The organism is Cupriavidus sp. FW305-27 (assembly GCF_058787995.1).
In genome coordinates, this window is the sequence record NZ_JBYTAG010000127.1 from 1 (window position 1) to 5077 (window position 5077).

The 5077-nt window shown below is 61.5% G+C and carries 3 protein-coding genes; all 3 read right to left on the bottom strand.

Annotated elements, in window-relative coordinates:
• Positions 1-808: 808 nt before the first annotated feature.
• The 3 genes from AC3WRI_RS32715 to AC3WRI_RS32725 all read right to left on the bottom strand — a co-directional run bounded on the left by AC3WRI_RS32715 (position 809) and on the right by AC3WRI_RS32725 (position 2984).
• Positions 809-1177 (bottom strand): DUF2188 domain-containing protein, encoded by a 369-nt coding sequence (locus tag AC3WRI_RS32715; protein ID WP_492294994.1) that lies wholly within the window; start codon positions 1175-1177, stop codon positions 809-811.
• Between the two features lie 163 nt (positions 1178-1340).
• Positions 1341-2414: a GNAT family N-acetyltransferase gene (locus AC3WRI_RS32720; protein WP_492294992.1), complete on the bottom strand. Its 1074-nt coding sequence runs from the start codon at positions 2412-2414 to the stop codon at positions 1341-1343.
• 15 nt (positions 2415-2429) lie between these two features.
• The gene (locus AC3WRI_RS32725; protein ID WP_041687970.1) at positions 2430-2984 is read right to left on the bottom strand and encodes a cysteine peptidase family C39 domain-containing protein; all 555 of its coding nucleotides are present in this window, start codon (positions 2982-2984) and stop codon (positions 2430-2432) included.
• Positions 2985-5077: the final 2093 nt, after the last annotated feature.

Sequence of the window (5077 nt, forward strand, 5' to 3'; positions counted from 1 at the left end):
GACATCTGTAGCCTTGTACGAATCGCCCAGATCTCGCAGAGCTTCAGCGGCGGCTTTTGTCCGGTGACCTTACCCTTGTTCCAGGGGCCTGTGCGGGACCGCGGGATTTGACGTCTCCATGATCGTCTCCTTGCGAGCCAAGGGAGATCTAGTTTGCTCTCCTTCGGAAGTTCTCTGGTGGCCTCGTCTAGCGAGTACTTCGGCCGGCGCCCCGGGCGCCCAGCACCTCCATGCGCCCGGCCATTCAAGTTGCCCCTGGCGCCGGAGTCTGATCAGGTGCAGGCTGGACTGCTACTGGCAACGTCATCCCTGCCGCAGTTCGACGCTGTTCGTACTTAGGGTACAGGGCGGCGGTTCATTTTCCGCGGGCAGGCGCTAACGCATGCCTGGGCGTGGCGGTGAAAACGGACGCTCTTCGACCCATCTCGATCGTTCGTATGTCGTCCATGGAATGACGGTTCTTGGCCGGCAAGCGACCGCTCGCCGGCTGTCAGGTTGTCACACGTCAGTTTGCTCCGCTATTTCTACATCAAGTCCTTCGTGATCGAAAAAAGAGGCTCCCTTTGAAGCCTCCTTTTCTATATTCGTGGAAAGGAAAAATCTGTTTTGGACACACCTCTTGAGTTAGAGACCGCTGCCGTAGTTGGTGGGTACCCAGCTATATGCTTTCCCATCACGATGGATATGCCCCAGACTAGGAAAAGAGATGTGCGCCGCGGCCACCCAATATCCCTTTGCAGCGGCATCGGCAAATGCCCTTTTTTTTACGCTGCCTTGCCGTAGCAACTTGGCATCTCGGCCCTCTTTGTCAGGTTTCCGTCATCCATGAGCAGGTGGAACTGGGAATCCGCTTCGGTGAGGAGAGCCGCGGAACGGCGGAAGTGGGAACAACGTAACACGCAGCCAGCCGCCGCCGGTCAGGGCGACGGAAAACCTCACCCTTGACGTTGCGTGGCCCGTTGCCGAAGGAGTTGCGCTCAAGGACCTTCCCGTCGAGGGCATGGACCAGCAACTCGACCTGCTTCTCCTTGGCGCGTTCGGTTCCGGCGGCGAGAGCTTCATCTTGCGTTTCGAACGTTTCACGTCCGACGCTTTCCGTTTCAATTGGCCAGCGGCCTCCAACCGTTGGACGTCGCAGCCCCCGGCGGCGAACGCAGCGCGGGAAGCGACAGCGCAGCTACGCACTGCGTCAAGCCAGTAGCGCGCGGGGGCACATGGCTACCAAGTGTGGCAAGTCCGAGCAATGTCTTGTGAGGCCGGGAGGAGCCTGCCCACACGAGCATTCCCGGCCTCGCTTTTTTAGGTCGGTTATATGTGCCAGCCAAGGCGACGCGCAACATCTAGGAGCGCCCGGCCTGTACCGGTGCGGCGCGGCGGCCGAGACGCGCCCCCGGGCCGCGGTAGGCGGGGAAGTAGCTGTCCAGATCCTCCAGCGTTGATTCGTCACCGCCACACAACTCCACATAGCGGTCGGGATCGACCACCAGGCGCTGGGTCCGATACACATGCGTGTCGGGCGAAAAGCCCCGTTTGAATTCGTGCAGCGAGTCGCTGGCCGAGCCGCCCAGGCCGCCGCCTAAGTGAAGGTAGCGCAGGCCGTTGACGCGGCCCCACTCGCGTGCGGAGTGGATAACCGTCTTGGTGGGCTGGTAATGGTGATACGCCCGGTCCCATCCGGCCAAGTGATACTGCATGATGCCGGTGCCGCGGGCTACGGTGACCAAAGCCCCGCCGATCACCGTGTCGGCCTGTTCGGCTACGAACAGCAGCAGATCGCCGCCGAGCGCACGTACCAGCATCTGGTAGTGCATCGCGTGGAAGAAGTAGTAAGGCGCGGCACCCAACCGTCTCATGGTCCAGTTGTACAGCTCGATGAAGCGCGGCAGCGTGGCGAAGTCCCGGTCCAGCCGCGCAGTAACGCCCGCGCGCCGAGCGCGGCTAATGCCTTCCTTGTGGCGCTTCTGCGTTTCCTGCCACAGTCGATCTGCGCTTTTGGACAGGTCGATCGAAACGGTCGTGCCATGGTTGACCACGCGTCCCAGAGGGCTGTCCCAGCCTGCATTGAGCAGCGGATGCAGGCGGATAAACCAGGAGATACAACCACGCTCGCGCAGCAGAGCCGTGGCAGTGGCCAGTGCTTCGTCGGCAAATTGCGCCGGTGCCCCGGCGCTCAGTACCGGGCCACCGTAGCCATAGGCCGTGGTTGCGTCCCAGGTGCCGCGGGAAATCGCGCGGCGCACCAAGGGAACCAGCAATATATGAGTGCCGTCAGTAACGCGGACGGCAGCGGCGCTGCCGTGGTCGATGCACTGCGCAGCGGCGTACCAGCCGGGCGTGTGGTGGCAGTCATGGTGGCAGCGCGCCAGTGTTGTGCGCCACGCCGGGTTGGCTGGCTCCAGCAGGCTAGAATGCATCGAAGCGCCCGGCTTCTAGCCACCGTCGCGGACCACATCTTCAGCCGGGTGCCTGCGGCGCCGGCATAGTGCGCTGAGCGACGAGGCAAGCAGCCGCTCGCAATGGCGCAACCATGACTGCCGCAGAACGGCACCCGGCGACGGGCACGGCTGGACGATTTCTGTCGACACTTCAGGCCGTAATCCGGGCAGTGCGAAAATAGCGTGCCCCCTGTGCTGGGACAGCAAGTCCTCGCGACTAACCTCCTGCACCCCGCCGTCCCAACCTGGCAAGGCGACCAAAAACCGCCCGTGTTCGCAGCGCTGAAGCAGAACGCACGGTCGGTTCTTGCCCAGCAACAGGATGACCGGCAACGAGGTGTCCGCGATATCGTCAAGCTCCCGCTCTACCAGCCGGGTCGACAAGCCGGCGCGTGTCGCCGCGGCGCAGAGGAGCGGAAACGTCAGGCCCTGTCCTTCCAGCGGCAGCCCTTCGAGTAGTACAGCGGACGGTACAGGCCGTTGCAAGGCCCGGTTCAGCAATAGCAGGCAACCCAGCATCGGATCGTCCGCTCCCGTCAGCTGTCTCATTGCGGCAGGCGGCTCCCGGCGGCCAGTAATGAAATACAGGTCGGAAGTGCCGGAATGCGCGGCGGATGTCCTCCTGGGTTGCTGTGTCTGCCGCGATGGCACTGATGCAACTTCTATGTCTTGTGCCGGCGCCTCGCACAGCGCAAGGCCAGCCGCCGCGTGTCGCTCGCGTGGATACCGCTCACCCATGATAGTCCCCCCGGCTTCAGTGGTGTGATCTGTACTGCCAGCGTAGCGCACCAGAGCGCCAGAGCCCATCATGCAAACAGCCTAGTGCGCCTGTTGTCCGTTTGATGGTGGCGACCAGAATGGAGGAGCCGTCCCCTTAGGCGCCCCAGTTACTGGGCCTCCCAATATTGCCGGATCCTCGCGCAGGATGGCGTGCAGAGTTAGTGTGCCGAATCGGAAGCGGTGGAATGCCACCACATTGGCCGCTATCGCTCCACGAGTAAAGCAGCGACAGCGCTAGCGGCGGCCTGGGCCCAGCGAATTGTCCTGGGCGCGCCTGAGCGCGCTAAGTCCCTTGGGCGGGAACCGCACAGACGCGAGCGAGGCGTTCCGCCTCGACAGAGGCTAGAGGCCAAAAGCCGTCACAGCATTTTGGAATCTGTCGATGCCATGACAACAATGCAAATGACCAAGGAAGAGTTCGGCCAAGAGAAACCCGGGTGAATGAAAGGTACAGCTCGCCGGTGCGTGGCTCTGAATGTGGAGACTCGCCCCAAGAGGCCATATGCCTCAACGCTCAGTCAGAGCTTTGATCTCGTTATTCACTTGCCCCGGCACTCATCGGCGGGTTGTATGAAGAAGCTACACAATGGAACTAGTGCGCGGCATTGGCCATAAGGATGACTCTGTACGGCGGGATTGGAAAGGGGCTCGTTGCCGGGATTACCCCCAAAGCGGGGACAACGACATGCTGAGTCGTCGCGTGAAATGGTTCTGTTGTGTCGCAAACAGTTCTACCTCGTCAGGGCACGTTTCTTAAATGAAACTTAGGGCAATGCCGCTGGCGACTGCGGGGACATCACGAGGCGCCCACAGGATTGGCTATTTCTATCCTGTCGTTCCTGATGCTGCCCCCTGAACTCTGGAGCGCATGGCGACTGCGAACAGAAGCATATTAGGGGTGGCTCGCCTCCGGGGTATTGCGCATGCTGGCATGCCTTCCCACTCTGTGCACTGGCCATCAAGGTGGGGAATGAGGCGTGCATTCCACAAGGCACGCTCTTGCAGTGGCGCATTCCGAATGCTGTGGGGAATATGCGGCAACTCTCTAGGCCCGCGATCTGGCGGGTTGGGCAATCGACCGGGGGGGCAGACTATGAGTACGACCGAAGCCGTCCCTTGCTTACTATGCGCCGTTCTTGCGCGACGCTGGGTCGACCAACGAGATCGCGGGCGTGGTAGCCGCATCTATCGCTGTGCTGCCTGTGGTGGGCGATTCGCAGTCACTGGCGATGCTCTAGGCGCCATCGAGCAGGGACGTTGGGATGTTGCCAAGCTGAAGGTTGCGGTTAGGCGGAGCATTGCTTCGGGCGTCCTTCCGCGCATTGAAGTTGCAGACGGATGGCCGAGCGTGATCGCGATCGGGCGTCAGGCATCCTGAGTTCGTTCCATGACGCTCCACTGATTGTCGCCCTTGCGCCAGGCAAGCTCGCTTGAAAGCCACAGTACTACCTCTGCCCCGATGTGAGGAGGCTCTCTTGAGGGTACTGTGGAACCTGCGCGCCGAGCACCCCGAGGATGCCAGAAGCGTTGTTGTTGTCAGACACTCTCTTACGAAAATTTCGCCGTAGGAGAAACCTCAATGTTTGAGGCAAGCAGGACTGGGCCAGAGAGCTCTTCGCCTATCTTCGGCGGTTGTCCGCTTTGACGGAACTTCGGCCAGTGGATGCATGAGGATTGAGCGGCAGAAGCTGGCCGGCAAGCGCTCCCCTCGCCGGCCAGAGGTTTGTCACACTTCGGTCTGCTCTGCCATCTCAAGCGCGTCGTCGACTTCGATACCGAGGTGGCGAACCGTGCTCTCCAGCTTCGTGTGGCCCAGCAGCAATTGCACTGCGCGAAGGTTCTTGGTTCTACGGTAGATGAGC

What these genes read in the sequence shown, in the direction of transcription:
- AC3WRI_RS32720 (WP_492294992.1), bottom strand. Translation starts at nt 2,414, where the DNA reads ATGCATTCTAGCCTGCTGGAGCCAGCCAACCCGGCGTGGCGCACAACA.
- AC3WRI_RS32725 (WP_041687970.1), bottom strand. Translation starts at nt 2,984, where the DNA reads ATGAGACAGCTGACGGGAGCGGACGATCCGATGCTGGGTTGCCTGCTA.